The organism is Phenylobacterium koreense, from assembly GCF_040545335.1.
Lineage (GTDB): Bacteria > Pseudomonadota > Alphaproteobacteria > Caulobacterales > Caulobacteraceae > Phenylobacterium > Phenylobacterium koreense.
Genome location: NZ_JBEPLU010000002.1, coordinates 500,247 through 525,377, shown reverse-complemented (window position 1 = coordinate 525,377; position 25,131 = coordinate 500,247). Strand labels below are relative to the sequence as shown.

Below are 25,131 nucleotides of genomic sequence, written 5' to 3'. Positions count from 1 at the left end.
GCCTGCGCGGCTAACCCCCTGGCTTGGACATCAGGAGGGCCCCCATGGCCATCGACGCCGCGACCGTTCGAAAGGTCGCGAGGCTCGCGCGGATCGCCGAGCCCGAGGAGAAGCTTGAAGCGCTCGCCAAGGAACTGACCGGGATCATGACCTGGATCGAGCAGCTCAACGAGGTGAACACCGACGGGGTCGAGCCGATGACCTCGGCCGTGGCCGCGACCCTGCCCATGCGCGAGGACGTGGTCACCGACGGCGGAGACGCGTCCAAGGTGCTGTCCAACGCGCCGAAGACCGTCGATGGCTTCTATGTCGTGCCGAAGGTGGTGGAATAATGAGCGCCCTGACCTCCCTGACGCTCAAGGCCGCGCTGGACGGCCTGGCCGACAAGTCCTTCTCGTCGGAAGAGCTGACCAAGGCCCATGTCGAGGCGGTGGCCGCGGCCAAGCCGCTGAACGCTTACATCCTGGAGACGCCGGAAAAGGCCATCGCCATGGCCAAGGACTCCGACGCCCGCCGCGCCCGCGGCGATGCCGGAGCCCTGGACGGCGCGCCGCTGGGCATCAAGGATCTGTTCTGCACCGAAGGCGTCCGCTCGACGGCATGCTCGAACATCCTCGGCAACTTCGTCCCGACCTATGAGTCGACCGTCACCGCCAACCTGTGGCGCGACGGCGCGGTGATGCTGGGCAAGCTGAACCTCGACGAGTTCGCCATGGGCTCGTCGAACGAGACCTCGGCCTTCGGTCCGGTGGTGAATCCCTGGCGCTCGGAAGGCTCGAACTCGAAGCTGACTCCAGGCGGCTCCTCCGGCGGTTCGGCCGCGGCGGTCGCCGCCGACCTTTGCCTGGGCGCCACGGCGACCGACACCGGCGGTTCGATCCGCCAGCCGGCCGCCTTCACCGGCACCGTCGGGATCAAGCCGACCTACGGCCGCTGCTCGCGCTGGGGGGTGGTGGCCTTCGCCTCGTCCCTCGACCAGGCCGGCCCGATCGCCAAGACCGTCGAGGACGCGGCGATCCTGCTCAAGTCGATGTCGGGTCACGACGCCAAGGACTCCACCAGCCTCGATATCGAGGTTCCGGATTTCCCCAGCTTCGTCGGCAAGTCGGTGAAGGGACTGCGCATCGGCATTCCGAAGGAATACCGCGTCGACAACATGCCGCCGGAGATCGAGAAGCTCTGGGAGCAGGGTATCGCCTGGCTCAAGGAGGCCGGCTGCGAGATCGTCGAGGTGTCGCTGCCGCACACCAAGTACGCCCTGCCGGCCTACTACATCGTCGCCCCTGCCGAGGCCTCGTCGAACCTCGCCCGCTATGATGGCATGCGTTATGGCCTGCGCGAGAACGGCGGGAACCTCACCGAGACCTACGAAAACACCCGCGCGGCCGGCTTCGGCGCCGAGGTGAAGCGCCGCATCCTGATCGGCACCTACGTGCTCTCGGCCGGCTATTACGACGCCTACTACGTCAAGGCGCTGAAAGTCCGCCGTCGCATCGCCGAAGACTTCGACCAGGCCTTCGAAAAGGTCGATGCGCTGCTGACCCCGACGGCCCCGTCGGCGGCCTTCGAGCTGGGCGCCAATTCGGACGACCCGGTGGCGATGTACCTGAATGACATCTTCACCGTGACCGTGAACCTGGCGGGCCTGCCGGGCATGAGCATTCCGGCTGGCGTCGACGCCAACGGCTTGCCGCTCGGCCTGCAACTGATCGGCAAGGCGCTGGACGAGGGCACGCTGTTCTCGCTCGGCGGCGCGCTCGAAAAGGCCGCCGACTTCAAGGCCAAGCCCGCCAAGTGGTGGTGAGGGCCAAGCGCCGGTCGATCAGGCCGGCGCTACTCCCCTAGGCCGCCGGGCGCACCGGCGCGGGCTTATGCTCGCGCGGCCTGTGCTCTCGGATCTTCCCCTGGCGGCGTTCGAGCTCCATGCCCAGCGCTGTGACGCCGCTGAGGGCGCCCAGGTTCATCGAATCGACGGCGCTGGAGGGCACGACCACGATGGTCGAGTTCTGCTTCAGCCCCTCGTACAGCATGTTCATCGCCCGCAGGTGGAAGGCGGTGGGGTTGTCGGCATAGGTCCGGGCGGCTTCCTGGAACTTCTCGGCGACCTGGCGCTCGGAGTCCCCGAGGATGAGCCGGGCTTGCCGCTCGCGCTCGGCCTGGGCCTGCATCGACATGGCGTCCTCCAGGGAGGCCGGGATCAGCACGTCCTTCAGTTCGACAGAGATGACGTTGACGCCCCAGGGCTGGCTGCGCTCGTCGATGATGCGGCCAAGCTCGCGGCTGATCTTCTCGCGGCCCTCGAGCATGTCCGCCAGCATGGTCTTGCCGATGACGTCGCGCAGGGCGGTCTGCGAAGCCCAGGCGATGGCGCTGCTATAATCCTCGACATCCAGCGCCGCCCTCTGCGGATCGACGACGCGCCAGAACAGCACCGCGTCGACGTCGACCGGCACGGTGTCCTTGGTCAAGGTCTTCTCGGCCTTGAACGACGAGGTGATCACCCGGACGTCGATCAGATAGGCCACGGTGTCGACGATCGGGATGATGAAGAACAGCCCCGGGCCGCGCAGCGCCTGGAATCGGCCAAGCCGCAGGACGACGGCGCGCTCCCACTGGCTGGCGACCCTGGTCGCCGACCCCACCAGCATGGCGCAGGCCAGGACCAGGAGGCTGGCGCTCACGCCGCCGGCTGGGCCGCCTGCGCGATAGGCCAGGTACGCTGGCCACAGGCCCAGCAGGGCGACGAGGAAGAACAAGGTGGTCGGCATCGCGCTGGCCTGTCGCATCGGGCACGCCTTCTGATCGAGGCGCGGACGCCCCGGCGGCCACTCGCGTCGGGACCGGCCTTGCCTCTAAAACGCAGCGCCTCCGGCCAAGGTTGCCGGCGGAAGGCCTACTTCTTGGCCTTGTTCAGGTCCGCCTGCACGGCCTTGATCTGGTCGTCGGTGATCGCGCCTCCGGAGAGAGGCTGGACCTGCTTAAGGCTCATGCTCTTGAACTGTTCGTAGGCCCCGTGGCTCGTCAGGCCCGGCAGGTTCTTATCGAGGGCGGCCTTGCCCTCGGGCGTCGCAGCGATCTCGGCGATGGGCGTGTTCTCGGCCGAAAGCGCGCCGGCCCAGGCCGATATCGCCCCGAAGGACAGCGCAAGGCCGAGCAGGCCGGTGGTCACAAGTTTCCTCATGGCGTTTTCTCGTCCCCTAAGAATTGGCCGTTAAGGATTGGGATGACAGCGCTTGGCCGCCCGGCAACGCAAGGGAATTCAGACGGCCGCTTCCGCTCGCGCGCGAGGGGCGCTAGGAACGCCACATGACTGATACGTCGAAGCTGATCGCCGGCCGCACTGGCCAATGGGAAGTGGTTCTTGGGCTGGAGGTTCACGCCCAGGTCGCCTCGAACGCCAAGCTGTTCTCCGGCGCCGCCGTGGGTTTCGGGGCAGAGCCGAACCAGCAGGTGTCGCTGGTCGACGCGGCCATGCCCGGCATGCTGCCCGTGATCAACAAGCACTGCGTCGAGCAGGCCGTGAAGACCGGCCTTGGCCTGAAGGCCCAGATCAATCTGAAGAGCCATTTCGACCGGAAGAACTATTTCTATCCGGACCTGCCGCAGGGCTATCAGATCAGCCAGTTCAAGGATCCGATCGTCGGCGAGGGCGAGGTCATCGTCGAGCATGACGACGGCACGACCTTCAAGGTCGGAATCGAGCGCCTGCACCTTGAGCAGGACGCCGGCAAGAGCCTGCACGACCAGGACCCGAACGCCACCTACGTGGACCTGAACCGCGCCGGCACCGCTCTGATGGAGATCGTCTCGCGTCCAGACATGCGCTCGTCGGCGGAAGCGGCGGCCTATGTGAAGAAGCTGCGGACCATCCTCGTCTATCTGGGCACCTGCGACGGGGACATGGAGAAGGGCAACCTGCGCGCGGACGTGAACGTCTCGGTCCGCAAGGTGGGCGATCCGCTGGGCACGCGCTGCGAGATCAAGAACGTCAACTCGTACCGCTACATCCAGCAGGCCATCGAGTACGAGGCGCGCCGCCAGATCGAAATCCTCGAGGACGGTGGCTCGATCGACCAGGAAACCCGCCTGTTCGACCCGAACAAGGGCGAGACCCGCTCGATGCGCTCCAAGGAAGAAGCGCACGACTATCGCTATTTCCCCGATCCGGACCTGCTGCCGCTGGAGCTGGATCCAGCCTGGGTGAAGGAGATCGAGGCCAGCCTGCCCGAGTTGCCGGACGCCAAGAAGGCTCGCCTGCAATCGCAGTACGGCCTGTCGGCCTACGACGCGGGGGTGCTGATCACCGAAGCGGCGCGCGCCGACTTCTTCGAAGAGGCGGCCAAGGGACGCGACGCCAAGCTCACCGCCAACTGGGTGACCAACGACCTGGCCGCGAAGCTGACGGCAGGCGGGCTCGAAATCACCGAGAGCCCGCTGAAGCCCGATGCGATCGCCGAGCTGGTGGCGCTGATCGAGGAGGGGGTCATCTCCTCGAAGATCGCCAAGGACGTCTTCGAGCGGATGTGGGCCGGGGAGGGCCGCGCTCGCGAGATCGTCGAAAAGCAGGGCCTGCAGCAGGTCTCCGACACTGGCGCCCTGGAGAAGATCATCGAGGACCTGATCGCCGGCAACCCGGGGCAGGCCGCTTCGGTGAAGGAGAAGCCCCAGGCGATCGGCTGGTTCGTGGGCCAGGTTATGAAGGCCACCGGCGGCAAGGCCAATCCGGGAACCGTCAACCAGCTTCTGAAGTCGAAGCTCGGCGTCGAATAGCGAAAAACGCCCCGGAGGAAACTCCGGGGCGTTCCGTCTTCGTGGGTGTTAGTTGTTGGCGATGATGTCGAAGATGATCCCGCTGGCGATCGCCGCGAGCAGGTAGTCGTCGCCCACGCGGTACCAAGCGTAGCCGGCCGGCGGCCGGCGCAGGTGATAACGGCCGTAGTCGTAGACTACGTAGGAGCGGTAATAGGGCGGCAGATGCCCGCCGCGCCGCCAGCTCATATAGCCCGGGCGATAGTACGGATTGCCGTAATAGGCTTGCGGCGGCGGCCCGTAATACCAGCGGTTCTGGTAGTAGTAGCCGTTGTGTCGGCCGCGATCCCAGTTCCCGTAGTGCGGGCGGCGATCGCCACGATCCCAGTCGCGGCGGCCGTCATAGCGTCCGCGATCGCCGCGGTCCCAGTCCCCGCGGCGATGGTCGCCGCCGCGATGGTCGTTACGGTCCCAACCGCGCTCATGGCGGCCATGCCCACGGTCGTCGGCCAGGGCTGAGGTGGCGCTAAAGGCCATCGGGCCAGCCACGGCCGCCACGGCGACCAGGCTCAGGATAAGGCGCTTCACAGCAGGCCTCCTTACTCGAAAACTCGTGTCCCTGGAGGAAACCTTGACTCTAGCCGCCTGAACTCGAGCTGAACGGCATCGTCAGCTTGACGGTTGCGCCCGCCGTCGATGCGCCCACTTATGGCTCCGGACAGTAAGGAGCAGCCGATGACCGCGCCGATCGAACTTTACTTCTGGCCCACCCCGAACGGTTTCAAGCTCACGATCGCCCTGGAGGAAATGGGGCTGCCCTACACCGTGATCCCGGTGAACATCGGCGCCGGCGACCAGTTCAAGCCGGAGTTCCTCGCGATCAGCCCGAACAACCGGATGCCGGCGATCGTCGATCCGGAAGGCCCGGACGGCCAGCCGATCTCAATCTTCGAATCCGCGGCGATCCTCCAATACTTGGGCCGCAAGAGCGGCAAGTTCTACGGCGCCAACGAGCGCGAGCGGGCCGAGGTCGAGTCGTGGCTCATGTGGCAGATGGGCGGGCTGGGGCCGATGGCCGGCCAGACCCACCACTTCCGCCAGTACGCGCCCGCCATGATCAGCGACCAGCGCCAGATCGCCTACGGCGCCATCCGCTACACCAACGAAACCAACCGGCTCTATGGCGTGCTGAACAAGCGCCTGGCCGATCGGGAATATGTGGCCGGCGATTACTCGATCGCTGACATGGCGAGTTGGCCGTGGGTTACGCCTTGGCGACTGCAGGGGATCAACATCGAGGAGTTCCCCCACCTCAAGGCCTGGTACGACCGCATCGCCGCCCGCGAGGCTGTTCAGCGCAGCGCCCAGGTGGGCAAGGACCTGACCAGCCGCAATCTCGGCGGCTCAAGCGCCGACGCGGCGGCTGCACGCAATGTTCTCTTCGGGCAACGCGCCCGGTAGCTTTCCGGATACGGAGCTTTCCAGAAAGTAAAGTCGACCAGTAGTGGCGAGCTTCCAGCCTGTAAGCGCGCCATCTATTGCCATTAACCCTATCTTTATTCGGGGTGGACTTTTCTGTTCACTCAAGAGCTGGTCCGGAACCCAGAATGGGGACCCGGTCGGCGGGGTTAGGGATGATCGACATGCTTACGGGCGTGGAACACCAAGGTCTGCCGCTGCCGAGCGCGAACGCTTCGGGCGACGAACTCTTTCAGATGGGGCTGCTCTATTCTACGGGGCAGGGCGGGGCGCCGCTCGATTATGTGTCGGCGCACATGCTCTTCAATCTCGCGGCCATGCGCGGCTCGGTCGAGGCGAAGGTCTACCGCAAGGAGCTGAGCCAGGAGATGGCGACGGAAGATGTCGCCGAAGCCCAGCGCCAGGCGCGTGAATGGCTCGCGCACGGCTGACGAGGACCTCCGTTTAGCGGACCGTCTCGGAGTCCCCCAGCAGGCAGGGGACGGTCATGAACATGATGTAGAGGTCGAGCCAGAACGACTGGCGCTCGATGTACTCGATGTCCAGCGCCACGCGCTGGCGCACCAGTTCGGGCGTGTCGACCGCGCCGCGCGAGCCGTTGATCGCGGCCCAGCCGGTCATGCCGGGCTTCATGCGATGGCGGTGGGCGTATTCGGCGATCAATCGCGAGCTCTCGACGTCGCCGGTCTTCATGCCGATGGCGTGCGGTCGCGGCCCCACCAGCGACATCTCTCCGGCCAGGACGTTGATGAGCTGCGGCAACTCGTCGAGGCTGGTCTTGCGGATGAACTTGCCGACCCGGGTCACGCGGTCGTCGTCGGCGCTGATCTGCCGCGCGGCCTTGGCGTCGGCCGCTTCGTTCCGCATCGAGCGGAATTTCCAGACCACGATCTCCTCGTTGTTGAAGCCGTGCCGGCGCTGGCGGAAGAAAATCGGGCCAGGACTGTCAAGTTTCACCGCCAGCGCCACCATCAACATGATGGGCGCCGTCAGGACGAGAGCGATCGAGCCGACGATCAGATCCTGGGCGCGCTTGGTCAGGGCCTTGCCCTGGTTGATCTCCGCGCCTGAAATCCGGGTCAGCGGGATGTTGGCGATCCGGTCGATGGCCTCGGCTTCCGGCGCTTCGCCCTCACGGTCGAGCAGCAGGGTGATCTCGTTGGGGAGGACCTTGAGCCGCTCGAGCAGGGCGTTGATCCGCTCGCGGGCCTCCGGCGGCACCGTGATGACGATGCGGTCGACGAACGGCATGATCCGGTGGGCCAGCAGCTTGTCCGTCCCACCCAGCAACGGCACGCGATGCAGGGCCTCCGGCCCGCGTTCGGCCCGGTCGTCGAAGACCCCGAGCACGTTCGCCTCGCGGGTTTCTAGAATGGCGGCGATCAGACGCTCAGCGGCGCCAGTGGCGCCGACGATGACCAGGTTGGGCGTCAGCCGTCCATTGGCCCGCCAGCGCTTGACGTTCACCCACCAGAGCCCATGAGCGGCGGCGACGCAGAGGAATGCGAGCGGCGTCCAGACGCCCAGCGAGGCGGCCAGCTTGATGACGCCGACGAAGTGGGTCAGCACGGCGAAGCACATGGCCACCGCCACGGCGAAGGCGACCGTGACCCGCATCAGGTGCATGGCGAGATCTTCCCGCCGCCCGAACTTGTAGCAGTCGAAGAGGCGCAGGCTGGCGAAGGTAGCGAGGGCGGCGCCGCCATAGATCAGCAGGACGTCGGCGCCATGGGTGAGCGCGGAGGCGATCAGGCCTCCGAGCACCAGCGCCAGGCCGTCGCCGGCCTGGAAAAAGCGGGTCAGCAGCCGGCCCGATATCCGCAGGCGGGTCGGCGTCAGCTTTTCGGGGCGAAGCGGGCCGCGGCGGTCCCGTCCAGGCTCGGCCCAACCTGCGGCGACGGCGGGTTCCGCGTCGGTCCGTCGCCGGCCACGGCGCTCATGCGCGACGTTCGACGTCAAGGAACCGGTCAAAGACATAAAGGACCACGAATATCGGTGTGACGATGGTCAGACTGCCACGCGGCCTCTGTGCGAGCGGTTAACATATACGGAGCCGATCGCGACATCTGTAAACTCTTCGCAGCTAATCTTATTCGGCGCGGCGACTTGGAGGCCTCGTTCATTTCGCCTCCTTGGCGCGGCGAGCGACTTCCGACACCGCCTGGGCGACCAACTCCGGTTCTTCCGTGATCATCATGTGCGAAGCCTCGGCGATGCGCCGGCTCTCGCCTCGGGTCGAGCGCCGGGCAAGTTCCCGGTGCAGCCCCCACCACAGGTTCCGCGCGGCCGTCTGGGCCTCTTCGGACGAGCTTTCGTAGGTCTGGCCGGCGGTGAGCACGAGCAGGGGCAGGTCGCCGTAGCTCTGCGGCCCCGCTTCGATCTGCTCCGAGGTGGCCGCGAACAGGGTGTCGAGCTCCGAGACCTTGGCCTGCCAACTGGCGGCGCTGAGGTTGCTGGCCTTCTGCGCGGCGTATGCGGCCTCGGACTGATTGGCCCTGGGCTTGGGGACGCAGCGGGCAAGCTTGGGATCGGTCGAGGGCAGTTCCTTCTGCTCGGCCGCCGCCGCGCATCTTGCGGCCTGATCGCGGATCGAGGCGATGCCGCCCGCGCCCGGACCGAACATGGCCGCGAAGCGCTGGTCCTGATGCTCGATCGAAGGGTCGATCAACGCCATGCCGACCACGTCCTGAGGTCGGCGATTGTAGAAGAGCCGCATGTAGAGGGCGCCGGCGGAGTGTCCCACCAGGACGAATGGCCCGCGGATCTTGGCCGTCCGCAGGCCGCGGTCGAGATCGTATGCGATCGAGGCGCCGTCGCGGGGCAGGGGGCCGGGATCGGAGAAGCCCGCGCCGGCGCGGTCGTAGGCGCAGACCCGATAGGAGGCGTCGAGGTGACGGCGAACGCCGCCCCAGGCCAGGGAGGTCGCGCCATAGCCGCCTTCGAGGAGGATGGTCGGCGTTCCGTGGCCGGAGCATCGGAAGTTGAGGTGACGTCCGCCCGGCAGCCGCACCAACTGCCCAGGGCCTGCCGCCTCGTCCCGAATGCTCGCGGCCGCAGGCGCGGCGGACAGCATCGAGACGGCGATGGTGATTAGCAACCGCATTATCTCGCTCTCCCGAAGCGCCTTTTGGAGAACGCCGGTCGATATGGCAACCGCTAGAGTTGCGAACGAGCAGAGGGAGCGCACCGCTGAGCACGCTCCCTCCTCACCGGTGCTTTCCGCGCCGGCTGCGCGCGCCAGGGCGATGGGCTCGTTTTGACGCGCGAGTGTCCTGCTGCGGGACGAGGCAGCAAGCCCTGTGCCGGAGCCGCGGAGGTGGTCGGGACCATCAATCCCGGATGGCTCGCCCGTTGTGACGAAAGACTGTGCGCGAAGGCTTGGTCGCCGCGTTCCCGCTGCTGAGCCAGCGCTTCCAGGCCGGCGCGCGGCTTTCGCCGACCGCCGCGGCCTCCGCCACGGCCGTCACCTCAGGGACATAGCGGCGTACGATCTGCTCCACCGCGTCTTTCAGGGTGCGCCGCGAAGATGGGCAACCGCCGCAGGCGCCTTCCATCCGGACCCAGAGCACCCTGCTGGTCGGATCGAACCGATCGAAGACGATGTCGCCTCCGTCGCGGGCCACGCCGGGGCGGACATAGTGCGCCAGCACGTCCTGGATCTCGGCTTCGATCTGACTTGCGGCGACGGTGGCGGCCGTGAGTTCCGAAGTCCGCACCGCAGGCTGACCATCGCCGAGCACATCGGCGATCGCCGCCAGGATCTGGATGCGCAGCGTGGTCCAGGCCTCGCCGTCCGGCGTCCTGGTGACGGTGACGAAATCCTCGCCCACATACACGCCCGCCACGCTGTCCAGGCCAAACAGCGCCTGGGCGAGAGGCGAGGCCCCGACGTCCTCGCTCTCCCGCGTGAAGTTCCAGCCGCGCCCGTCGATCAGCCGCATCTGCGGCAGGAACTTCAGCGCGTCGGGATTGGGCGTGCGTTCGAAGAGGATCAGCATCTGGGGGCGAGCCGGTCTTGGGCCCTTGAGTTTGGTCTGGCCGTTGGCGGACGGTCGTTGCGCGGGCGCAAGCTGGAAGCGGCGAAGGGCCGGGCGTCGCCGCCCGGCCCCCCCGAAGGCTCGCCTCCTGAGAGGCGAGCGGCGTGGGCAGGTCTACTCTGCCGCAACCGGCAGCGGGGCCTCCGCGGTCGCCCGGCGCTTGCCGCCGAGCACCAGGCGCGCAGCGAAGATCGCCAGGGTGAAGGCTCCGAAGCTGAAGACGATGTCTCCGGGGACGCGCATCCAGACCAGGGTCTCCACCAGCGGCGAGTGGATGACTTCGGGCGACCGGGCGTACCAGTAGCCGTGCTCGATGCTCGCCAGCGCCTGCACCACCCCGGTGGGAAGCAGCGACATGAACACCATCATGGCCAGGCCTCCGTTGAGCAGCCAGAACGTCCAGGCCAGCAGCTTGTCGCTCCACGCCTCCCTGCGGGCGAGGCCGCGGAAGCAGAACAGCAACAGGCCGATGCCCAGCATTCCGTAGACCCCGAACAGGGCGGCGTGCCCGTGGGTGGCCGTCGTGTTCAGCCCTTGGATGAAGTAGAGGCTGATGGGCGGGTTGATCATGAACCCGAAGACGCCGGCCCCCAGCAGGTTCCAGAAGGCCACGGCCACGAAGAACAGGATCGGCCAGCGATAGGTGGCCACCCAGGGCGCTTCTTTGGTGTGGCGCCAGTTCTCGTAGGCCTCGGCGCCGACCAGGGCGAGCGGCACGACCTCCAGGGCCGAAATCACCGCGCCGATGGCGATCACCGACACTGGGGTGCCGGAGAAGTACCAGTGGTGGGCGGTGCCCAGGACGCCGCCGACCATGAAGACGATGGTCCCGAACAGCACGGCGAGGTTGGCGCTCTTGGCGCGCACCAGGCCGAGATTCACCAGCAGGAGGCTGATCACCGAGGTCGCGAAGACTTCGAAGAAGCCTTCCACCCACAGGTGAACGATCCACCAACGCCAGTATTCCACCATGCTCACGTGAGTATGCTTGCCCCACATGAAGCCGGCTCCGTAGAACAGGCCGATCGCGATGGCTGACATGAAGAGGATGGCCAGGACGGGCTTGCTCTCCGATGGGCGCCGCAAAGCGGGCCAGAGGGCGCGGCCGACAAGCAGCAGCCACAGCATCAGGCCGACGAAGAGCAGGGTCTGCCAGAAGCGGCCGAGATCGACGTACTCCCAGCCCTGGTGGCCGAACCACCAGTTCATGTCGAGGTCGAAGAACTGCTGGACGCCAAGCCACTCGCCGGCCATGGAGCCCAGGACGACGAACACCAGCGCGCCCCAAAGGACGTTCACGCCCAGACGCTGGAAACGCGGCTCGTGACCCGAGATCAGCGGCGCGACGTAGAGGCCCGTGGCGAGCCAGGCCGTGGCGATCCAGAACACCGCGAGCTGCGTATGCCAGGTGCGGGTCACCGCGTACGGAATGAGATCGGAAATCTGCACGCCGTAGAATTCGTGACCCTCGACGGCGTAATGCGCGGTGAGGGCGCCAAGCCCGACCTGGAGCAGGAAGAGGCCGATCACCGTCAGGAAGTACTTGCCCGTGGCCTTCATCGAGGGCGTGGGCTTGAAGCCTGACAGGGGATCCTTGGTCGGCGGGCGGAGGTGATCCTCCTCCTTGACGCGGGCGTGCCAGAACACCAGGGAGCCGACCCCGAAGATCAGGATCAGGACCGAGGCCACGGACCAGACAAGGTTCGCGGAGGTCGGCGTATTGCCGATCAGCGGCTCATGCGGCCAGTTCGAAGTGTAGCTGACCGTGTCTCCGGGCCGGTTCGTGCCGGTCGCCCAGGCGGTCCACCAGTAGTAATCGGCGATCACCTCGCGGCGCGCCGGGTCAGGCACAGCGTTGTTCTTGATAGCGTACTGCTCGCGCAGCTTCTCCAGCTCGGCGCTATCGCTGTACAGCGAAACGTAGTGCGCCTTGACCTGCTTCAGCGCCGCCGCCCGATCGGCCGAGATCGTGATCGTCTCGGTGCGCGGGTCGTAGGTGTTGGTGCGCATCTCTCGCGTCAGGCGCGCCTTCAGCGCGGCCTGCGCTTCCGGGTTCAGCGCGGCATAGGCGACGCCATGGTCCCGTTGGGCCCAGAGATCCAGGAGGATCGTGGCCTCCCGGTGAAGCTGGTCGGCGGACCAGTCGGGCGCGACATAGCCGCCATGGCCCCAGATGGAGCCGTTCTGTTGGCCGCCCATGGACTGCCATGCCAGTTGGCCGGTCTGGATGTCCTCACGCGTCATCAGGACGACGCCGGACGGATCGACGACACGGGCTGGTATGGGCGGCGCTTGCCGGTAGATTTCTCGCCCCATCAGCCCAAGAACGGTGAACGACACCGCCATGACGAGGGCGAGGACGAACCAAAGTCTTCGCATGTTCATCTCGCTTTCCCCTGCGGCCGCGGGAGATTCCTTCGGCCTAGGACCCAGCCATGCCCGCTGCGAGGGCAAGCAACGTTGCTGCAGCGCAAGCTCAGGCGGCGAAGAAGCGGGAATGTGGATTTGGGCGTGGCCCTTCCGCCCGTCAGACGGCCTTGGCGTGGCGGGTCTGGGCGATCGGCAGGCGCTCGTCGAAGGCCGAGGCCACGACGCGCATGAGCCGGCGCGCGTCCTCCGCGATCTCCACCTGACGTCCCGAGATCCGGCAGAGGCCGTCGCGAACGGCCTCGTCCAGCTTCTCCAGGCTCGCGTCCAGGGCGTCGGCCGGGGCGCCGTGGGTCTCGCAGATCGCCCCCACATCGGCCGCCATGTCGCACATCAGCCGCTCAATGACCGCGGCCCGCAGCCGGTCGCCGCGCGAGAGCGGCAACTTGCGCGCCAACGGCAGCTCGTCGGCGGCGATCGCGCGGCTCCAGGCGTCTGTGGCGATGGCGTTCTGGACGAATCCCTCGCGGAAATGGCCGATGGAAGATGGTCCGACCGGGATCAGCACCGGGGCGGGGTCGTCGGTGTAGCCTTGGAAGTTGCGACGCAGGCGGCCCTCGGCGGCGGCCCTGGCGAGCGGATCGTCCGGGCGGGCGTAATGGTCCAGTCCGATCCGGATGTAACCGCCCGCCACCAGCGCCTGGTCGGCGGCCTCGGCCTGTTCCCAGCGGCCGGCCACGTCGGCGAGGTCGGCGTCCTTGATCATCACTTGATGCTTCTTCATCCAGGGGACGTGGGCATAGCCGAAGACCGCGACGCGGTCGGGCCGCAGGCGCAGGGCAAGCTCCACGCTCTTGGCGACGTTCTCGGGCGATTGCGCCGGCAGGCCGTACATCAGGTCGAAGTTCAGCGCTGCCACGCCGCGGGCGCGGAGGCGCTCGGCCGCGGCGGCGACGCGCTCGAAGGGCTGGATGCGGTTTACCTTCTCCTGCACGATGGGATCGAAGGTCTGCACGCCCAGGCTCGCTCGGGTCACGCCCCCCTCGCCGAGGGCGTCGACGAAGGCGTCGCTGAGCAGCGCCGGGTCCAGTTCCACGGCGACCTCGGCGTCGGGCCGCAGGCGCAGGCGATCCCCCAGCCGGCGTAGGAGCTTCAGGAAATGCTCCGGCGACAGGGCGTTCGGGCTGCCGCCGCCGAAGTGCAGGTGCGCCGCCCCGGCGTGCGAGCCCAGTGCGCGGCCAAGGAGGTCGATCTCTCGCTCAAGGACCCGCTGGAAGGTGTCGATCCGATCGTACTCGTGGGCGACGGTGGTGTGGCAACCGCAGTACCAGCATAGCCGCCGGCAGAACGGGACGTGGACATAGGCCGAGATCACGTCCTCCGGGCGGGTTCCGGCGAACCAGTCCAGCGGCGCAGCCTCGCCCTCGCCAGGTTGGAAGGCCAGCGCGGTGGGATAGCTCGTGTAACGCGGCAGGTTGCGGTCGGCGTGGCGCAGTTGCACCGCCGTCGCAGGCCGGGCGGCGCGCGGCGCGGCGGCCGCGGGGAGGTAGCGTTCGATGATGGGGGACATGGTGCAGACCGTTCGAGGCAGGCGCTAAGGCCGGGGGTGACATTCAGGGCTAAGTAGTGGCCCCGGGTGGACGGGGACGGCCGGACGGCTTACGTCCATGCTGGACGTCCCCATTCGGGATGGCTGAATCAGATGATGACCGTCGAGCTCGACCCATCCGTTCTCACAGGTGCAGACCTGTTCGATGTGCTTGATGCGCAAGACCGCGCCGAGGTGCTGCGCGTGGGCGTCGTGCGCCGTCTGCCGCAGGGCAAGCGCATCTTCGCGCAGGGCGACCCTGGGATCACTTGCCATAGCTTGCTGGAGGGCAGGGTGAAGATCGTCCAGACTCGTCCCGACGGGGCGCAGTCGGTGATCCGCTTCATCGGCCCGGGTGAGATGTACGGTACGGTCGCCGCCCTGATGGACATGCCGTTCCCGGCCGATTCCGTGGCCGTGCTCGACAGTCTCGAGATCTACTGGCCTGTGAAGGTCATGCGCGAACTGATGACCCGGTTCCCCCAGGTCGCCATCCGGTCGGCCGCATCGGCGGGACACCGCCTGTTCGAATTGCAGAACCGCGTGGGCGAACTCTCGGGCGAGCGGGTGGAGCAGCGGATCGCACACGCTCTGGTGCGTCTGGTCCGTCAGGCCGGACGCCGGACCGACGAGGGGATCGAGATCGATTTCCCGATCACCCGCCAGGAGTTGGCCGAGATGGCCGGCTCGACGCTGCATACGGTGAGCCGCACCCTCGCTTCGTGGGACGATCGCGGGATCACCGCCAGTTCCCGCCGGCATATCGTGGTGCGCAAGCTTCATGTGCTGCTGGACATGGCCGACCATGGCGCTTCCTGAGGGCTCCCGGCTTCTTTGAGCGGCCCGCGATCTACTTGATCGCCGCGAAGCTGCTTTCGGTAACCCGAGGAAAAAGCACGCGTTCTTCGAACTGAATGTGCGTCCTGAAGTCCTGGTCGAACTTGCGGCATAGATCGTAGAGCCGTCGCCAGGAGGCGCTGGCTTCGGCTGGGGGTGTGAAGTCCTCGGTAAGTCGCACCAGCCGCTCAAGCCGGTCCTGCACATCGTCATGTTCGGACGTCATCGTCGAGACGGGCGCGAGCAAGCGGGGGCCTCGCCCTTTCAGGATCGCCGGGAAGAGCGCCAGCTCCTCCCTGGCCTGGTGCTCCTGCAGTTCGTCCAGCATGTCCCGCAACTCGCCTGGTAACCGTTCAGGGAACGCGGCGGAGGCGTGTGCAGACGCGATCTCTTCGGCGAGTTCGGCAGCCGCAGCGAGATCGCGGAGATGGGCTGAGTGGTAGTCGAGTATCCGCCGGATCAGGGCCGAGTCGTCCAGGCTCTCGGCCTCGGCGAGGCTCGGCGACACGGTGGCGGTCATGTGGGTCGGGGGCTCGGCATGGGGCATCAAAAGGCTCCTTGATGCCTGGAAACTACCCCTCACCGCCGTGGTCGTTCTTTGCCCCCCGACAACTTGCCGGCAAATCTTGGCTAAGTCGGCGCTCGCCTATCTGCGGCGGAACTGGACTTCGGTCACGCGTCGCGCGCCGTCACGGCGATCCAGTTGGACGACGATGTCGATGACCCGGCTGACATAGGTCTGCACCTTGTCCCACCCGAGGTCGACGCCGGAGGTCAGCGCCAGGAGCGCGATCTGGTCCAGCGCCCCGGTCGGACTGTCGGCGTGGATCGTGGTCAGCGAGCCCGGATGGCCCGAGTTCACTGCCCGGAGGAAGGCGAAGGCCTCCTTGCCGCGCAGTTCGCCCAGCAGGATGCGGTCGGGCCGCAGGCGCAGGCAGGCCGCCAGCAGGGCGTCCGCATCGACCTTGGCTTCGCCCAGTTCGCCGCGCACGGCCACCAGGCCAACGCTGTTGGGATGATCCAGCCGCACCTCCGGCGCATCCTCGATCACCACCAGGCGCTCGGAGCGATCGATCTCCTTGACCAGGGCGTTGAGAAGCGTGGTCTTGCCGCTGCCCGTCCCGCCGGAGATGACGATGGTCTTGCGGCGCCGGACGGCGGTCTTCAGGAAGCCGCCGACGTCGCCGGACGCCAGCATCGCCTCCAGTTCGGCGTCCGCCTGGTCGGAGATCGCCGGGTTCGAACGGGTGGCGCTTTCGAACAGGCCGTCCCGCGCCAGGTCCTCCACCGACATGTCCGAGATCAGGTGCTTGCGCACCGCCAGGGCCAGGTCGCCGCGGGTGGCGGGCGGGGCCACGACCTGAACGCGGGAGCCATCGGGGAGGGTGGCCGACAGCAGCGGCTGCTCGCGGTTGACTCCCTGGTGGCTGGCGGCGGCGATCTGCCGGGCCAGGCGCTGCAGGGCCGTCTCGGTCAGCTCGTCGGCGGGCTCGCGGGTGATGCCTCCGCCGGTGGTCTCGACCCAGACTTCGCCCGGGCGGTTGATGAGCACGTCGGTCACGTCGGGCCGCGAAAGCCACGGCGACAAGGGCGCGAGATAGGCCGAGAGATAGACGTTCGCGCTCATCGCACCACGGCGGAGAAGTCGAGGTCGCGGGCCACGAAGACCTGTACGGGCGCGCCTTGGTCGACCTTGATGGTGTCGGGGATGTTGAGCTGCTGCTCCAGCGCCTGGTTTGCCACCTGAGTGGCCTGGGCGGGGGAGGCGATCACCACGGTGGTGTTGCCGCTGCTGGCCGCGGCGTTGGCGAGCGCGGTGGCGCCGGCATTGACCACCGACAGCAGGATCGAGCCGCCGAAGCGTTGGAAGAAATGGCGGTCCACCTCGCCGGCGAGGCCGCCGCGACCCACGCGGTCGGCGGCCGGCGAACCGACATCGACCGTGACGCCGGTGGGGGTGATGATCCGCTCCCAGACCACGAAGGCCCGGGTCTGGCCGATGGCGGCGGCGCTCTTGTACTGGCCGACCAGGCGCGAGCCGCGCGGGATCAGGACCCGGCTGCCATCGAAGCTGCGCACGTCGCGGCTGACCACGCCGCGCACCGAGCCCGGCAGGTCCGAGTTGATGGCGGTTTCCAGCACCGCGGCGATCACCGTGCCTTGCGGCACCACGCGGCCAAGGTCGCGCATCTGGCCGGCCCGGGCTACGCCGCCGAGGCCGCCGGTGATCCGGGCCGAGAACCGTTCGTCCGCCGACTGTTGGCGCCCTTCGCCGCCCGCGTCGGGCGAGGCCGGCGCTCCAGGGCCGGTCGTCGTCGCTTGGGCAAGCTGCATCGGCGCGGCCTCGCCCTGGGACAGGTCCACCACCATGGTGGGCGCGCGCCAGTGGGCGGACTCCGGATCGGGTTGCGGCGCCAGCGGCTGGAGGATCGGCGCGGGGGCAGGGGGCGGTGCGGGAGCCGGCGGTGGCTGCGCAGGCGTAGGGGCTGGCGCCTGCGCAGCCTTCGGCGGGGCTGCGGCTGGCGTCTGGGCCTTGGCTTCCCGTCCGGACGAAAGACCGTTGAACACCACGAGGCCCAGCACCACGGCTCCGCCCATGCCGGCCCACAGCGTCAGGGGCGAATCCGACTGACGCACCTGCGGACGTGCGGCGTCGGCGCGGGCGAATACCGAGCTGAGCTCCTGAGGAACTTGGTTCTTGCGCTTCATCGCCGCCACCACGGGTCTTTCTCGCGCTGCTTCAGCGCGCTGGCTTCCTCGACCTGGAGGCCGTCGTTGTAGATGCGGGTCACCTCGCTGCCGCGCCGCAGGACGAAGCCGCGGGCCACCCGGTCGATGACGACGTAGCCGTCGCGCTGGCGCGTGTTCACCACCGCCTCGCCGCCGTCGGGATCGACCGCGAAGATCGCCGGCATGTCCTCGCCGGCGCGGAAGGCGAAATAGGTGTCCTGGCCGTCGTCGAACACCTTCACCGGCAGGGTCTTGGTCGAGCCCTGGTAGCTGTAGGCCGTATTCCGCTCCACCGGCGGCGGCGGCGGAGGAGGCGGCGCCACGAAGGCGATAGCCGGCGGCGCATAGAGAAAGCGGACGGTGAACGGCGCGGTGCGCGCGGCCGCCCGCGGGCGCAAGCCGAGTTCGAAATTATAGCGCCGCAGGTTGGTGATCACCGTCATGTTCGTCGCCGGCCGCTGCGCCATCGGCTTGAGGAACAGCAGATTGGCGCGCCGGTTCGGGGTGACCTGCCATCCGAGGGAGTCGCCGATGGCGACGTTCTCGATGCGCTCGCCCTGGTCGAACTCGACCGTGAGCTGGTAGCCCAGGCCCACATGCAGTTCGACCACCGCCTCGGGGTCATAGTCCACGACATGGATGCGCGGGTCGCCGGGGCCGGGCCTCGGGGTGACGGCGAGCGCGGGCGTGGCCGCCAGCACGGCGGAGACGGCGGCGAGCGCCAGGGTACGCTTCATGGAATTGCGGATCATCGGGCGGCCCCCGCGCGGCGGGAGTAAAAGGCGTTGCGGCGGTAGGAGTCGCCGAGCCGGCGGGTCTCATCCAGGGTGACGTTCACCGACCGGCCTGGGGCCGGACGGGTGGAGGCGGCCATGGCGGCGGCGCGGCTGCGCTCGGTGGCCTGAGCCTGGTCGCGCTGGAGGTTCAGCGCCAGGCGCTCGGCGCGCGAGGGCATGGCGTTGACGTTCACCGCCTGCCCGGCGGCGTTCGCCCGCGCGCCCAGGCCTCGACGATCGCGGTCGCGGTCAAGAGTTGGCAGCTTGAAGCTGAGGGCCATGATCCACGCTCCGAGCACCAGGCCCGCCTGGCCGCCGGCGAACACGAAGATCAGCGCCGAGGCGCTCATCGCCGTCTGGGGGGCGAGGCGCTGGCCGAGGCGTTGGGCGTTGAGCGTCCCGATCCAGGGCTCGATCACCGAAAGCATGAGCACGATCAGAAGCCAGGCCACGAGCGGCGTCGCGGTGGCGGCCACCATGGCCCGCACCCATCCGACGAACAGCCCGCGGGTCACGGGGAACAGCGCCAGGACGATGAAGATCGGCCCGACGGCGGTAAGCACGCCGATGGCCAGGGTCGCGGCAGAGATCACCCCGGCGCTGGACAGGAAGAGCAGGCCGGAGGCTCCGGCGGCGGATTCGGCGGCTGCGGCCTGCGGGCTGGAATATCCCTTGGCTTGCGGACCGGCGACCTTGCCATAGGCCGACGCCGTGGCGCTGAACTCGTCATAGGCGGCCTGCAGCCCGTCAATCGGACTCGCGGCTAGATCGGAGGCCTCGGCCATGGGCGCCGATACGATCGCGGCGATCTCCTCGGGGGCGCGGTCGGCGACGTCGAACACCAGCGTCTGGAAGGTGGACCAGCTTGTCACCAGGGCCAGGATCAGGCCGATCTTCAGCGCGATCCCCGGCGCGTCAGAAAGCTGCGCGGCTCCTCGGGCGAACAGCATCCGATAGCCGATGAGCGCCACATAGATCGTCAGGATCGCGGTCAGCGCGTACTGGAACACCGACGAACCGGAGGTCAGCGCCTGGAAGCCGCCCTCGGCATAGGCCCTGGTCTGGCATTCCACCGTGGCGAGCACGCCGCGGATGACACCGTCGTCGACCATCGCGGCGCAGGCGGCGCTCATGCCGCGCTCCGGCCGGCTTCGGGCGAACCGGACATGAAGCTGGGCAGCCACGCGGCCGGCGCATCGCCCACCTGCTCGCGCAGGGCGTCCAGCCGCCGCACGGCCCGCTCGGTGCCGGCCAGCACCTTGAGCTCGCCCGACAGCCCGGTCAGGTCCAGGCGCGCCACCACGCTGTGGTCGCCGCGCTTGATCAGGAAGCAGCGCGAGGTGTCGGGCAGCGACCGCACCAGCTCGAACTCATGCTCGGTGAGGCCGAAGCCGTCGACATAGTCCCGGGCCTTGGCGCGGGCGTTGGGGAAGAATATTTGGGTCGCTGCCTGCTCGATGATCGCCGAGGCGATGCGGCTGTCCAGCGCGTCGGCGGCGCTCTGGGTGCAGAAGCCGACCACCCCGTTCCGCTTACGGATGGTTTTTTCCCAGTCCTTGATCCGGCGGACGAAGACCGGGTCGTCCAGCACCTTCCAGCCCTCGTCGACGACGATCAGGGCCGGATTGCCGTCCAGCCGCTGCTCCAGACGATGGAACAGGTACATCATCGTCGGGATACGGATGGTGGGCGCGTCCAGCAGCCGGGTCATGTCGAAGCCCAGGATGCGTGTGTCGATATCAAGAAGGTCGTCCGGGTTGTCGAACAGCCAGGCGTGCTCGCCCCCTTCGCACCACGCCGACAGCCGCGCGGCCATGTCGCCAGCGTGCGGACGCCGCGCGCCGCGGAACAGCTCGCGCAGGTAGCGCAGGCGGCGATGGCCCGGCGGCTGGTCGAAATTGGCGTCGATCGCATCGGCGATCATCAGCCGGTCTTCCGAATCCAGCGTCTCGCCCTCCGAGGTCAACAATTGCGCCACCCATTCGGCCAGGAAGGCGCGGTTGCCGGGGGTGTCGGGCAGGGCCAGGGGGTTGAAGCCAGAGGGCTCTCCCGGACTGATCACCTCGTAGCGGCCCCCGATGGCGCGGATGAACGGCTCGGCCCCGCGGTCCTTGTCGAAGTAGGCGATCTTCGGCTTCAGCCGCTCGGCCTGGGCGAGCAGGAAGGTCAGCAGCACGGTCTTGCCGGACCCGGACGGCCCGATGACGGTGAAGTTGCCCAGGTCGGCGTTGTGGAAATTGAAGTGGTAGGGGCCGAACGCCGTCGTCTCAAGCACGGCGATCGACGGGCCCCAATGGTTGCCCTCGGCCTGGCCGGTCGGATGGTTGTGGAAGCTGGCCAGCCCCGCGAAATTGCCGGCGGAGATGAGCGCGCGGCGCGAGATGTACTTGAAATTGCCGGGGAACTGAGCCCAGAAGCCGGGCTCGAGATTGACGTCCTCGCGCACCGCGATGGCCCCGGTTTCGGCCAGGACCGACTGGACGTCGGCGACGTTGGAGGCCAGCTCGTCGAGCGTTTCGGCCTTGGCCAGGATCGTCAGGTGGTGTTCGCCATAGGCGGCGCGGCCCGCGCCCACGTCGTCGCGGGCCTGGGCCAGTTCGCCGCGCAGGCTGAAGGCGTCGTCCTCGGCCGCCTTCAGGCGCCGCAGCGCCAGGCCCATGCGGTCCAGGGCCGCCTGCCGGTCGACGAAGGCGAAGCTCTCGGTCAGCACCAGCTCCATGGGCAACCGCAGCACGCCGTCCAGCAGGCCGGGCGCGGTCTGGGCCGGATAGTCCTTGACCGACACCACCGCCCCGAAGGTGGAAGCGCCGCCCTGGCCGGGGCCGAACTCCATGGCGTCGAGGCCGAAGCTCAGCCGGCGCGAGGCGATCGCCTGGGCGAAGTCGCCGCTGGGCGCCAGAACCGGCCGCAGTTCGCCGTTCAGGATCAACCCGAGGAACTCCGCCGGCTCGGATCTTTGCGCGCCGCCGGCCGCGGCGTAGAGGCCGATCGTGCGGGCGCCGTAGGGGGCGAGCGCGGCGGCGAAGGTCTCACGGATCGCGTGCAGTTCGCGCAGGTCGCGGCTGATGTCGGCGTTGCGGTTCCGGGGGCCTTTGAGCAGCCGTTCGACCAGGCCCGCCGACCCCTGGGTGGGGCGCAGGACCAGGGTCAGGAAGATGTCGTTCACATAGAGCCGGCGGCTGGCCAGTTGCTCGCGCCAGTGTTCGTCGAGGCCGGCGCAGAACGGCTCCTCGGGCCCGGGCGGGAAGGCGGGGTTCACGCGCCGGCGGACCACATGGTGGTAGAGCGCCAGGCGGGAACTCGCCGAGCCGCGCAGCACCGTCTCGCGGACCGTCTTGCGATAGTTGAGCTCCTCGTCCGGCGCGGTTTCGAACGGGAAGCCGGCCAGATGCAGGGTCTGGATCAGCAGGCCGTCCTTGGTGCGCAGGGTCACGTCGTCGGCGTGCGCAAGATAGGGCAGCCGGTCACCCACCGAGGCCTCGCGCGGCGCGAGCACCTTCGAGGCGCCGGTGGTCACGTAGGTCGTGCTCATGGCCGATACGAGTTCCCGCGCCAGAAGCTGAAGTTCTTCACGCGCGGGCAGGTGGAGAGCTTCGTGACCCACAGGTCGAAGAAGCGCGGTTCACGCAGGGAGCCGACATAGCCCACGGCGTGAACTCCCACGGCGATCAGCAAGGCCCAAAACGAGCGCGTTATGAGGAAGGCCTCGGCGGTGATCACCAGGTTCAGCACCATGTAGGGATAGGTCACCCCCGCGATCATCTGAGGTCGCGTCAGGGCTGCGAACACAGGATCGGAGGCCAGCCGGCTCATCGTCTACATCCCGCCGGCGAGCGAGCGGAGGCCGGCGACGATGGTCACGGCGCCGAAGATGACGAAGATGCCCACGAGCGTGACGACGCCGCGCCGCCAGTCGAAGCGGCCCACCAGCATCATGTAACCAATGATCGCCACCGCGATGACCGCGGCGGTGGTCGCCAGGTTGCCGAGCAGGGTGCCCTGCACCCAGTTGAGGGCCGCCAGCAGCGGCGACGAGCCGGCGGGATCTCCGGCGGCCTGGGCGTGAGCGGGCCCGCCGACGAGCGCGGCCGCTGTGATCAAGGAGGCGAGTTTTTTCATCGGCTTCACTCGGCGCGAGCGCCCAGGTTTGAGGCGCTTGCCAGACGCGCCATGATGGCGCGCACATAGGTTTGCGTTTCGGCGTAGGGCGGGATCCCGCCATACCGGTCTACAGCGCCGGGCCCGGCGTTGTAGGCCGCGAGCGCCAGGCGCAGGTCTCCGTAACGGGCAAGCTGCTGCGCCAGATAGGCGACGCCGCCATCGATATTGCTCTTCAGGTCCCGCGGATCCACGCCGAGGTCGGTAGCTGTCTTGGGTGACAGTTGCATGACGCCTTGCGCACCCTTTCTTGACACTGCCGCGTGATTGAAGCGCGACTCCTGCCAGGCCACGGCCTCGACCACCGCCGTGGGAACGGCGTGGCGGACGGATGATTCGCGTATGAGGCGGATCACTTCCTCGGGGGGCGCGGCGAAGCTCGGAATCGGCTCCGGCGGCGCGATGGCTGTGGCCCCATCCTGCGTGAAGACCATTGGGCCCGAATAGGTTGTGACAGCCCCGTCATCGCCGATGGAGAGCACCTGCGCGTACGCTTGCGATGACAGCATGGTCAGGCCGAGCATCGCCCCGACAACCGCGAGGCCGGCCGTTTTCGCCCCCAATTTCGCCCCCATATCCGATGACGCGACACCCGCTTCGCCGCGCGGCGACGTAGTCGCCTCGCCGCCGCTCAAGGTCGTCGCAAGTTCAGTTTCTCGATAGGCCCGCCTCACGAAGGGCGGCCGGAGTACTGAAATAGATACGTCATATATGTGTCAGTCGGATGTCACGGCCCATCCTTAAGAACACCCCTCAGCAGCGGGGGCGGGTCTGGGGGATAGCTTCGTACGACCTTCCCGCATGCATGCATTAGCGCATCGGCGGGAGATCGAACGTATGACCGGTAAGAAGTTCAAGGTGCTCGTGATGGCCTCGATGAGCGCGCTGGCGCTCGCGGGCTGTGGTGCGGACGACATTTCGTCGCCCGGCGCCGGCGGGGACGTCATCATCAATCCGCCGGCGAACGGCGGCAATGGCGGCACCCCTGGCACCCCTGGCGGCGGCGGCGCTCTCGTCACGCCGGCTTCCGGCTGCCCCACCATCAGCGATCCGCAGGGCCTGAAGGACGACGGCACGATCACCGGTCCGACCGGCACGTACCGGGTCTGCACGCTCCCCTCGCGTTTCAACACTTCGAGCCGCCTGACCAAGGTCGCCGGCCTGCTCTACCAACTTTCGGGCCGCGTGGATGTGGGTAAGGACGGTGGCTTCACCGCCTCGGCGGCCGACACCAACGTCACCCTGACCATCGATCCGGGCGTCATCATCTTCGGCGGCGCTGGCCAATCGTGGCTGGCCGTGAACCGCGGCAACAAGATCAGCGCTGTCGGCACCGCCACCCAGCCGATCATCTTCACCAGCCGGGATAACGTCCTGGGCCTCAACACCGACTCCTCGCAAGGCCAGTGGGGCGGCGTGGTGCTCATGGGCCGCGGCCGGGTGACTGACTGCACCACCGGCTCGGTCGCCGCGGGCACGTGCGAGCGTCAGACCGAAGGCTCGGCTGACCCGGCGGTCTACGGCGGCGCCAACGACGCCGACAGCAGCGGCCGGATGTCCTACGTCCAGATCCGCTACTCCGGGTTCGTCCTGGGCGCGAACGTCGAACTGCAGTCGCTCACCACCGAAGGCGTCGGCTCGGGCACGGTGCTCGACCACATCATGAGCTTCAACAGCTCCGACGACGGTTCCGAGCACTTCGGCGGCTCGCCGACCATGAAGTACTACATCGCCGTCGGGGCCGACGACGACAGCGTCGATGTCGACACCGGCGCCCAGGCCAACTTCCAGTACGGCCTGCTGATCCAGCGCCCCGGCGCCGGCGACGCCCTGATGGAAATCGACAGCAACGGGTTCGAGGCCGACACGCCGCGCACCAAGCTGCAGGTCTCGAACTTCACGATGGTTCAGGGCCAGGTCAGCAGCAACAACGAAGCCAACGACCAGGCTTCCGTGCTGTACCGCGGCAACTCGGACGTGACGCTGGTGAACAGCATCATGGCCACGCCGAACAACGAGTGCATCCGGATGAACGGTTCGGGTACGACGCCGTCGACCCTCACCGCGCGCTCGGCGGTGCTCACCTGTAACGCGACCAAGTACATCGGCAGCGGCGCCTACACGGCCGCTCAGGTTGCGACCTTCTTCGGCGCCGGCTCGAACGGCAATCGCGACGACTTCACCTCGACGCTCTCCAACGGCTTCGTCAACGGCTCCAACGAGATGGGCGTCGCGGCGTTCAACGTGAGCGGCCTGGGCAGCGCCTTCACGGCCGTGACCCACATCGGCGGCGTCAAGGACAGCACCGACACCTGGTACGCCGGCTGGACCTGCAACAGCAGCACCGCGAACTTCGGCAGCGGCAACACCGGCCTCTGCACCTCGCTGCCGACCACCTGATCCGCCGCGA

At 67.8% G+C, this 25,131-nt stretch carries 24 protein-coding genes; 7 read left to right on the top strand and 17 right to left on the bottom strand.

What is annotated here, in order from left to right; translation table 11 throughout:
• Positions 1-44: 44 nt before the first annotated feature.
• Together gatC and gatA are read left to right on the top strand one after the other, a co-directional pair.
• Positions 45-332, top strand: coding sequence for an Asp-tRNA(Asn)/Glu-tRNA(Gln) amidotransferase subunit GatC (gatC, locus tag ABID41_RS14340; RefSeq protein ID WP_331929277.1), 288 nt, complete (start codon positions 45-47; stop codon positions 330-332).
• Positions 332-1,804: an Asp-tRNA(Asn)/Glu-tRNA(Gln) amidotransferase subunit GatA gene (gene gatA / locus ABID41_RS14335; protein ID WP_331929275.1), complete on the top strand. Its 1,473-nt coding sequence runs from the start codon at positions 332-334 to the stop codon at positions 1,802-1,804. Before gatC ends, gatA begins: the two co-directional genes overlap by 1 nt.
• Positions 1,805-1,841: 37 nt before the next feature.
• Here gatA and ABID41_RS14330 read toward each other — a convergent pair whose 3' ends face one another.
• Both ABID41_RS14330 and ABID41_RS14325 read right to left on the bottom strand, forming a co-directional pair.
• The gene (locus tag ABID41_RS14330) at positions 1,842-2,786 is read right to left on the bottom strand and encodes a slipin family protein (RefSeq protein WP_331929273.1); all 945 of its coding nucleotides are present in this window, start codon (positions 2,784-2,786) and stop codon (positions 1,842-1,844) included.
• Between the two features lie 107 nt (positions 2,787-2,893).
• The gene (locus tag ABID41_RS14325) at positions 2,894-3,181 is read right to left on the bottom strand and encodes a hypothetical protein (RefSeq protein WP_331929271.1); all 288 of its coding nucleotides are present in this window, start codon (positions 3,179-3,181) and stop codon (positions 2,894-2,896) included.
• A gap of 125 nt (positions 3,182-3,306) precedes the next feature.
• Between ABID41_RS14325 and gatB the strand changes: the two genes are divergently transcribed.
• The gene (gatB, locus tag ABID41_RS14320; protein ID WP_331929270.1) at positions 3,307-4,770 is read left to right on the top strand and encodes an Asp-tRNA(Asn)/Glu-tRNA(Gln) amidotransferase subunit GatB; all 1,464 of its coding nucleotides are present in this window, start codon (positions 3,307-3,309) and stop codon (positions 4,768-4,770) included.
• Between the two features lie 48 nt (positions 4,771-4,818).
• Here gatB and ABID41_RS14315 read toward each other — a convergent pair whose 3' ends face one another.
• The gene (locus ABID41_RS14315) at positions 4,819-5,337 is read right to left on the bottom strand and encodes an RcnB family protein (protein WP_331929268.1); all 519 of its coding nucleotides are present in this window, start codon (positions 5,335-5,337) and stop codon (positions 4,819-4,821) included.
• A gap of 147 nt (positions 5,338-5,484) precedes the next feature.
• Here ABID41_RS14315 and ABID41_RS14310 point away from each other — a divergent pair, with 147 nt between their 5' ends.
• Positions 5,485-6,210: a glutathione S-transferase N-terminal domain-containing protein gene (locus tag ABID41_RS14310; protein ID WP_331929266.1), complete on the top strand. Its 726-nt coding sequence runs from the start codon at positions 5,485-5,487 to the stop codon at positions 6,208-6,210.
• Positions 6,211-6,383: 173 nt separating this feature from the next.
• The gene (locus ABID41_RS14305; protein WP_331929264.1) at positions 6,384-6,659 is read left to right on the top strand and encodes a sel1 repeat family protein; all 276 of its coding nucleotides are present in this window, start codon (positions 6,384-6,386) and stop codon (positions 6,657-6,659) included.
• Positions 6,660-6,672: 13 nt separating this feature from the next.
• Here the strand turns inward: ABID41_RS14305 and hfsE are convergent, their stop codons facing one another.
• The 5 genes from hfsE to hemN form a co-directional block, all read right to left on the bottom strand.
• Positions 6,673-8,187, bottom strand: coding sequence for a polysaccharide biosynthesis protein HfsE (gene hfsE, locus ABID41_RS14300; RefSeq protein WP_331929262.1), 1,515 nt, complete (start codon positions 8,185-8,187; stop codon positions 6,673-6,675).
• A gap of 160 nt (positions 8,188-8,347) precedes the next feature.
• Entirely contained in the window at positions 8,348-9,331 is a 984-nt protein-coding gene (locus ABID41_RS14295) for an alpha/beta fold hydrolase (RefSeq protein ID WP_331929260.1), read from the bottom strand.
• 226 nt (positions 9,332-9,557) lie between these two features.
• Positions 9,558-10,226, bottom strand: a complete 669-nt coding sequence (locus ABID41_RS14290) for a NifU family protein (protein ID WP_331929258.1) — start codon at positions 10,224-10,226, stop codon at positions 9,558-9,560.
• 153 nt (positions 10,227-10,379) lie between these two features.
• Positions 10,380-12,650, bottom strand: coding sequence for a nitric-oxide reductase large subunit (locus ABID41_RS14285; RefSeq protein ID WP_331929256.1), 2,271 nt, complete (start codon positions 12,648-12,650; stop codon positions 10,380-10,382).
• 142 nt (positions 12,651-12,792) lie between these two features.
• Complete coding sequence (gene hemN / locus ABID41_RS14280) at positions 12,793-14,202, bottom strand: oxygen-independent coproporphyrinogen III oxidase (RefSeq protein ID WP_354297895.1); 1,410 nt, start codon at positions 14,200-14,202, stop codon at positions 12,793-12,795.
• Positions 14,203-14,388: 186 nt separating this feature from the next.
• On the opposite strand from hemN, the gene ABID41_RS14275 reads away from it, so the two are divergent.
• Positions 14,389-15,039, top strand: coding sequence for a Crp/Fnr family transcriptional regulator (locus ABID41_RS14275; RefSeq protein ID WP_354297894.1), 651 nt, complete (start codon positions 14,389-14,391; stop codon positions 15,037-15,039).
• A 31-nt stretch (positions 15,040-15,070) separates the two neighbouring features.
• On the opposite strand, the gene ABID41_RS14270 is transcribed toward ABID41_RS14275, so the two are convergent.
• The 9 genes from ABID41_RS14270 to ABID41_RS14230 all read right to left on the bottom strand — a co-directional run bounded on the left by ABID41_RS14270 (position 15,071) and on the right by ABID41_RS14230 (position 23,356).
• Positions 15,071-15,577, bottom strand: coding sequence for a hemerythrin domain-containing protein (locus tag ABID41_RS14270; RefSeq protein ID WP_331932473.1), 507 nt, complete (start codon positions 15,575-15,577; stop codon positions 15,071-15,073).
• 126 nt (positions 15,578-15,703) lie between these two features.
• The gene (virB11, locus tag ABID41_RS14265; protein ID WP_331932474.1) at positions 15,704-16,684 is read right to left on the bottom strand and encodes a P-type DNA transfer ATPase VirB11; all 981 of its coding nucleotides are present in this window, start codon (positions 16,682-16,684) and stop codon (positions 15,704-15,706) included.
• Positions 16,681-17,766, bottom strand: a complete 1,086-nt coding sequence (gene virB10, locus ABID41_RS14260; protein ID WP_354297893.1) for a type IV secretion system protein VirB10 — start codon at positions 17,764-17,766, stop codon at positions 16,681-16,683. The genes virB11 and virB10 overlap by 4 nt, the downstream gene beginning before the upstream one ends.
• A complete protein-coding gene (locus tag ABID41_RS14255) occupies positions 17,763-18,539 on the bottom strand; it encodes a TrbG/VirB9 family P-type conjugative transfer protein (RefSeq protein WP_354297892.1) in 777 nt (258 codons plus the stop codon). The genes virB10 and ABID41_RS14255 overlap by 4 nt, the downstream gene beginning before the upstream one ends.
• Complete coding sequence (locus tag ABID41_RS14250) at positions 18,536-19,696, bottom strand: TrbL/VirB6 family protein (protein ID WP_354297891.1); 1,161 nt, start codon at positions 19,694-19,696, stop codon at positions 18,536-18,538. Before ABID41_RS14250 ends, ABID41_RS14255 begins: the two co-directional genes overlap by 4 nt.
• Entirely contained in the window at positions 19,693-22,095 is a 2,403-nt protein-coding gene (locus ABID41_RS14245) for a VirB4 family type IV secretion/conjugal transfer ATPase (protein ID WP_354297890.1), read from the bottom strand. Before ABID41_RS14245 ends, ABID41_RS14250 begins: the two co-directional genes overlap by 4 nt.
• A complete protein-coding gene (locus ABID41_RS14240) occupies positions 22,092-22,376 on the bottom strand; it encodes a VirB3 family type IV secretion system protein (RefSeq protein ID WP_331930327.1) in 285 nt (94 codons plus the stop codon). The genes ABID41_RS14245 and ABID41_RS14240 overlap by 4 nt, the downstream gene beginning before the upstream one ends.
• 3 nt (positions 22,377-22,379) lie before the next feature.
• A complete protein-coding gene (locus ABID41_RS14235) occupies positions 22,380-22,682 on the bottom strand; it encodes a TrbC/VirB2 family protein (protein WP_354297889.1) in 303 nt (100 codons plus the stop codon).
• Between the two features lie 5 nt (positions 22,683-22,687).
• Positions 22,688-23,356, bottom strand: a complete 669-nt coding sequence (locus tag ABID41_RS14230) for a lytic transglycosylase domain-containing protein (protein ID WP_331930403.1) — start codon at positions 23,354-23,356, stop codon at positions 22,688-22,690.
• Positions 23,357-23,558: 202 nt separating this feature from the next.
• Here ABID41_RS14230 and ABID41_RS14225 point away from each other — a divergent pair, with 202 nt between their 5' ends.
• Positions 23,559-25,121 (top strand): hypothetical protein, encoded by a 1,563-nt coding sequence (locus ABID41_RS14225; protein ID WP_331930405.1) that lies wholly within the window; start codon positions 23,559-23,561, stop codon positions 25,119-25,121.
• Positions 25,122-25,131 lie beyond the last annotated feature (10 nt).

Bases quoted from the DNA above. Each gene is read 5' to 3' on its own strand.
- ABID41_RS14285 (WP_331929256.1), bottom strand. From the start codon at position 12,650: ATGAACATGCGAAGACTTTGGTTCGTCCTCGCCCTCGTCATGGCGGTG.
- virB10 (WP_354297893.1), bottom strand. From the start codon at position 17,766: ATGAAGCGCAAGAACCAAGTTCCTCAGGAGCTCAGCTCGGTATTCGCC.
- ABID41_RS14325 (WP_331929271.1), bottom strand. From the start codon at position 3,181: ATGAGGAAACTTGTGACCACCGGCCTGCTCGGCCTTGCGCTGTCCTTC.
- ABID41_RS14245 (WP_354297890.1), bottom strand. From the start codon at position 22,095: ATGAGCACGACCTACGTGACCACCGGCGCCTCGAAGGTGCTCGCGCCG.
- gatB (WP_331929270.1), top strand. From the start codon at position 3,307: ATGACTGATACGTCGAAGCTGATCGCCGGCCGCACTGGCCAATGGGAA.
- ABID41_RS14225 (WP_331930405.1), top strand. From the start codon at position 23,559: ATGACCGGTAAGAAGTTCAAGGTGCTCGTGATGGCCTCGATGAGCGCG.
- ABID41_RS14295 (WP_331929260.1), bottom strand. From the start codon at position 9,331: ATGCGGTTGCTAATCACCATCGCCGTCTCGATGCTGTCCGCCGCGCCT.
- virB11 (WP_331932474.1), bottom strand. From the start codon at position 16,684: ATGAGCGCGAACGTCTATCTCTCGGCCTATCTCGCGCCCTTGTCGCCG.
- ABID41_RS14330 (WP_331929273.1), bottom strand. From the start codon at position 2,786: ATGCGACAGGCCAGCGCGATGCCGACCACCTTGTTCTTCCTCGTCGCC.
- gatC (WP_331929277.1), top strand. From the start codon at position 45: ATGGCCATCGACGCCGCGACCGTTCGAAAGGTCGCGAGGCTCGCGCGG.
- ABID41_RS14255 (WP_354297892.1), bottom strand. From the start codon at position 18,539: ATGATCCGCAATTCCATGAAGCGTACCCTGGCGCTCGCCGCCGTCTCC.
- ABID41_RS14270 (WP_331932473.1), bottom strand. From the start codon at position 15,577: ATGACCGCCACCGTGTCGCCGAGCCTCGCCGAGGCCGAGAGCCTGGAC.
- gatA (WP_331929275.1), top strand. From the start codon at position 332: ATGAGCGCCCTGACCTCCCTGACGCTCAAGGCCGCGCTGGACGGCCTG.
- ABID41_RS14310 (WP_331929266.1), top strand. From the start codon at position 5,485: ATGACCGCGCCGATCGAACTTTACTTCTGGCCCACCCCGAACGGTTTC.
- ABID41_RS14305 (WP_331929264.1), top strand. From the start codon at position 6,384: ATGATCGACATGCTTACGGGCGTGGAACACCAAGGTCTGCCGCTGCCG.
- ABID41_RS14250 (WP_354297891.1), bottom strand. From the start codon at position 19,696: ATGAGCGCCGCCTGCGCCGCGATGGTCGACGACGGTGTCATCCGCGGC.
- hemN (WP_354297895.1), bottom strand. From the start codon at position 14,202: ATGTCCCCCATCATCGAACGCTACCTCCCCGCGGCCGCCGCGCCGCGC.
- ABID41_RS14240 (WP_331930327.1), bottom strand. From the start codon at position 22,376: ATGAGCCGGCTGGCCTCCGATCCTGTGTTCGCAGCCCTGACGCGACCT.
- ABID41_RS14290 (WP_331929258.1), bottom strand. From the start codon at position 10,226: ATGCTGATCCTCTTCGAACGCACGCCCAATCCCGACGCGCTGAAGTTC.
- ABID41_RS14235 (WP_354297889.1), bottom strand. From the start codon at position 22,682: ATGAAAAAACTCGCCTCCTTGATCACAGCGGCCGCGCTCGTCGGCGGG.